This window comes from Achromobacter insuavis, assembly GCF_902859645.1.
In the GTDB taxonomy this organism is placed as follows: domain Bacteria; phylum Pseudomonadota; class Gammaproteobacteria; order Burkholderiales; family Burkholderiaceae_B; genus Achromobacter; species Achromobacter insuavis.
The window spans coordinates 1-4,647 of the sequence record NZ_CADIJR010000157.1 but is presented as its reverse complement, the minus strand read 5'-3'; the positions used below and the strand labels follow the sequence as shown (position 1 = coordinate 4,647).

At 72.9% G+C, this 4,647-nt stretch carries 3 protein-coding genes and 1 pseudogene; all 4 read right to left on the bottom strand.

Annotated features, from left to right (window positions below):
- On the bottom strand, positions 1 to 2,648 hold a 2,648-nt coding region (locus H0523_RS31560), incomplete at its 3' end, for a two-partner secretion domain-containing protein (RefSeq protein WP_180180296.1).
- A 126-nt stretch (positions 2,649 to 2,774) separates the two neighbouring features.
- The gene (locus H0523_RS31555; protein ID WP_054431817.1) at positions 2,775 to 3,776 is read right to left on the bottom strand and encodes a FecR family protein; all 1,002 of its coding nucleotides are present in this window, start codon (positions 3,774 to 3,776) and stop codon (positions 2,775 to 2,777) included.
- On the bottom strand, positions 3,767 to 4,321 hold the full coding sequence (locus tag H0523_RS31550; protein WP_054431818.1) for an RNA polymerase sigma factor: 555 nt from the start codon (positions 4,319 to 4,321) through the stop codon (positions 3,767 to 3,769). The genes H0523_RS31555 and H0523_RS31550 overlap by 10 nt, the downstream gene beginning before the upstream one ends.
- A pseudogene (locus tag H0523_RS31545) lies at positions 4,311 to 4,647 on the bottom strand (STN domain-containing protein); the annotation flags it as partial. The pseudogene H0523_RS31545 and the gene H0523_RS31550, both read right to left, overlap by 11 nt.

Genomic DNA, 4,647 nt, shown 5'->3' with positions numbered 1-4,647 from the left:
AGCGCGGCGCGGGCGCCGGCGGCCGGCTCCAGCGCGACCTCGTCGACGCGGCCCGCCGCGCCGGGCTGGCGCAGCGTATTGCCGGCCTGGATCAGGCCGCCGCGGCTGACCAGGTCGGCGTTGATGTCGATGGTGGGCGCATACAGCGTGATCTCGCCGCCATCGGCGCTGCGCAGGGTGGCGTCCACGCTCAGGCTGCGGCCGGCGGCGATGCGCACCGCGCCCAGGCCGAAGCCGTTCAGGCGGTCGGCGTCCAGGAACAGCTTGCCCCGCAGGTCCGCCGGCAGCGCATCGGCCAGTTCCAGGCCGGCCGAACGGCCCGCCAGGCCCTTGCCCACCGCCACATCGGCGGCCGTGCCGGTCGCGCCCAGCTGGTAGCGCAGGAAGTTGCCGGCGGTGTCGTAGAACGGCTTGTAGGCGCCCACCACGAACTGCGCCGCGCGCGCCGCGTTGCGATGCGACTGGCTGTAGCCGTCCTGGCCGGTCACCGGCGCGCGCGTCTGGCGGTCGCCCTGGTAGGTGTCGCTGATCAGGTCGCCGTCCAGCACCGCGTTGCGGGTCGAGACCACCAGCGTGCCGGCATCGCGGCCCACGGTGTAGCCCGACTCGTAGCGGGTCGGCGGCGCGATCAGCGGGCTGTAGAAGCGCCGCGTGGCGTTCTCGCCCCAACGTCGCGACACCGCCTCGTAGCCCTGGTACAGGCCGGTATAGAGCAGGTCGCCCGGCGCGCGATCGGCCAGGTACAGGCGGCCGTCCTCGCCGCGCAGCCAGCTCTGGCGGATCTCGCCGCTCTGCACGTCGAGCGTGCCGCCCGACAGGTTGATTGCCGAGCCGGCCTGCGTCACCACCTCGGCGCCATCGAAGCGCACCACGCCGCCCTGCGCCAGCCAGTGGCTCACCGGCACGCCCAGCGTGCCCAGGTAACCGCCCACTTCCAGCAGCCCGCCGGCCGTGTACCAGCGGTCGGCATCGTTGCCGCCGCTGCCCGCCGCCAGGCGCACCAGGTCGCGGCGATCGAGCCAGACGTCGCTGTTGTTCAGCAGCTTGCTGTCGCGGTTGATCGGGGCGTCGCGCTGTTCGTTGCCCTGCAGGTTGATCTTGAGGTTGTTGGACTCCATCGACACGATCACGCCGACCGCGCCGCCCACGTCGATGCGCGCGCCGTCGCGCACCAGCGCGCGGCCATCGGCCTTGACCGCCACCTGCCCGCCGGTGGCCAGCGACAGCGAACCGCCCTGGAAGTCCACCGTGCCCTGGCTGCTGATGCGCAGCAGCGACAGGTCGCGGCGGAATTCGTCGCCGGGGATGAGCGCGGTGTTGCCGCCCACGGCCGGCTGCAGCAGGCTGCCGCGCTGGCCGTCCAGCGCCGTCGTCAGGCTGGCGTCCACCAGGATGGCGCTGATGGCGGATTCGCTCAGCGTCACGGCCGCGCCGGCGCCGCGCGCGTCCAGGTGGATGGTGCCGCGCGCGTCCACCGACGTCGTCGACACCAGCACGCCGGCCTGCTCCACGCGCTGCGCGGTCAGGGTGATGTCGCCCTGCGGCGCCTGGATCAGGCCGGTGTTGCGCACCAGCCCGGCGCCGGTCGTCTGCGCCTCGTTGCCGCGCGTGGTGGAGGCGATGTTGCTGTCCGATCCCTGGCCGCGGCGGATGATGAAACTGTCGCCCGCCGCCAGCAGCGCCTGGCCCTGCGGCGTGCTGATCTCGCCGGCGTTGCGGACTTCCTTGCCGGCCAGCAGCACATAGCCACCGCCGCGCGTGGCGCTGCCGGGCGTGGCCGTGGACAGGCGCGCGCCGGCCTGAACCTCGATGTTGCCGAGCGCGTCCTTGAAGGTCGGGATGGTGCCGTCGGCGTCGGCGTAGATGCCGCGCTCGCGGAACTGCGCATCCGTCATGGTCGCGGCCGCGGCCACCAGGTTGCGCGCGTTGACCTGGCTGGCGCCGCTGAAGATCACGCCGTTCTGGTTGACCACCAGCACCGTGCCGTCGGCCTTGATCGCGCCCTGGATCTGGCTGGGCCGGGCCGACGCGCCCACTACCCGGTTCAGCACCGCGTCGTCGGCGCCCTGCTTGAACTGCAGCGTGGTGTTGCGGCCGATGTTGAACGTGTCCCAGTTCAGGATGGCGCGCGATTGCGTCTGCTCGATCGTCACCAGTTGGCGTCCGCCCTCGGTGCCGGTGGTCGGCTTCTTGGCGCCTTCCCACTTGGCCTGCGCGCCTTCGGCGATCCACAGGCCGCCCTGCGCCAGGCCGTCCGGCACCCCCGCGCCATTGGCGGCCGCGCGCGCCGCCGCCTGCGCCGCCTGCTGCGCGGCCACCGCCGCCGCGGTGCGGTTCAGGTTGTCCAGCGAGCGCTGCAGCTGCTGGCGCGATTGCGCCTGCTGGCGGGCGCTGTTGCCGATGCCGGCCAGCGAGCCATCCGGCATGCGGCCGGTGCGCTGCGCGGTGGACTGCACCGCGTTCTTGTCGGCGAACCAGCCGGGGCTGAAGGCCCGCGCCTGGGCCTGCGCCGTGCCGCTCCAGCCGCCGGCGATCAGCAGCACCGCCAGCGCCTGGCGCAGCGGCGTCGGGCGCCAGTCTGGACGGCGGCGCCCCGTCTTGCGCGCCATGAATGCCTTACCGCCGCGTTGCGCCAACCGTGCCTGCATGATCGTCTTTCCTTATTCCAATCGCGGTGTTCGCCACCTAGAACAAGACAGACGGATGGAAAAATGCCGACCAGAACCCTGTCATAAATAATTCATGAACCCCGCCGGGCCGCGGCGCCGGCCGGCTCAGGACAGCAGCACCACGCCGCCCGGCAGCCGGGTCACCTCGGCGCCATAGGCGTCGCGGATCAGCTGCTCGGCGTCCGCCACCTGCGCCAGCGCGAAGCGCGCCTGCACCCGGCGTTGGCCAAGCTGCCTGTTGAGCAACACCAGCCGGCCGCGCCGATAGCGGTTCAACTCGTCCACGACGTCCGCCAGCGGCACCCGGTCGAACACCAGCCAGCCGCGCCGCCAGGCGGTCACGGCTTCGGTATTCACCTTCGCCGGCGGCATCACCCGGCGGTCGTCGTAGCGCAGCTCCTGGCCGGCGCCGACCTCGTAGGTGCCCTGCGCGTGCGCCAGCCGCACGCTGCCGGCCAGGCAACACAGGCTGGCCTCGCCGCCCAGATAGCGCAGGTTGAACAGCGCCTCGCGCGCCGAGACCCGTCCCGCCCCCGCCACCACCTGCGCCACCGGCGCCGGCAGCGCGGGATTCGCATCGGCCTGCCGGCCGACGCGGACCTCGGCCTCGCCCGCGGCCAGCTCGATCACCGCGCCCGCCGAAGCCCCCGCCGCCGAGCGCACATTGATGCGCGTCTGCGTGTTCAGTTCCAGTTCCAGCGCATCTCCCAGCGCCACCCGGCGCTGCTCGCCGGTCGCCGTGCGGTAATCGGCGCCCAGCTCGTCCAGTCCGGGCCACAGCCCCAACGGCGGCCGCCACGCCAGATAGGCCGCCGACGCCGCCACCGCGCCGCCCAGGAACGCGCGCCGGCCCGACCGCGACGGACGCCGCGTCGTGGCCCGCGCCGCCGCTTCTTCGCGCACCGCCGGCCCCAGCGCCTGCCACAGCCGCTTCTGTTCGGCGAAGGCGGCCTCGTGCCCCGGGTCCGCCCGCAGCCAGGCGCGGAACGCCTCCGCATCCGCTTCGGTGGCGGCGCCCGAGGTCAGCGTCAGCAGCCAATGGCGCGCATCGCGGTCGTGCGACGCCCGTCCGCCCCCGCGCCTTCCCGGCAGCATCATCAGCGCCATGATTCGTCTTCCTCGCCCGCGTCCGGCGCGGGTCCTTCCTGCGCTTGCAGCGCCTTGCCGCAATGGGCCAACGCGCGCTTGAGCTCCTTGGATACGATGCGCTCGGACACGCCGTAGCGCCGGGCGATCTCGGCATGCGGCACATCGTGCACCCGGGCGGCCAGCAGCATCTGCTGGGTCCGCTCCGGCAGCTGCCGCAGGGCGCGGCGAAACGCATCGATCTGGCTGCGGCCCTGCGCGATGCGCGCGGGGTCCTCCGCCTCGTCCGTCGCACCGACCAGCTCGATGATCTCCACCCCCGTCAACAGGCGCGAATCGCGGCGGCGCTGATCCTCGGCGATGTTCACCGCCACCCGGAACAGATAGGCCGCCGGCTGCTGGATCGACGAGCTCGATGGCATGTCGTTCACCTTCAGGAAGGCTTCCTGCATGGCGTCGTGCGCCAGGTCGTCCGACCCCAGGCGGCGCTTGAGCTGGCTGCGAAAATCGTTGTAGCGCTCCAGGAACAAGGCGCGCAGGGAACCCGCCGGCTTGTCATCCCGCATGGCTTGCCCCTCGCAGCGCGGCGCAATCATCCGCGTCGCTCGCCTGCAGCAGGATCGTCACCGGCTGCGCCATGCCGCCCGGCAGCGGTCCGGCCGTCACGCCGCGCAACGCGGCCTCCAGCCGCCGATTCAGCGGCGCCGATCCGGTATCCGAGACCCAATCCACCCGGTCGACGCGCCAGGCCTTGTCGAACCACAGCTTGACCAGGGCGCGATAGCGGCCCGGCTCGGCGCCCTGTCCTTTGCACAGCGCCCGCTTGAGCGCGCCTTGCAGCGCGGCCGCGTACGGCGTGTCGCGCAGCCGCGCCGCGGCGGCCGACCGCGCG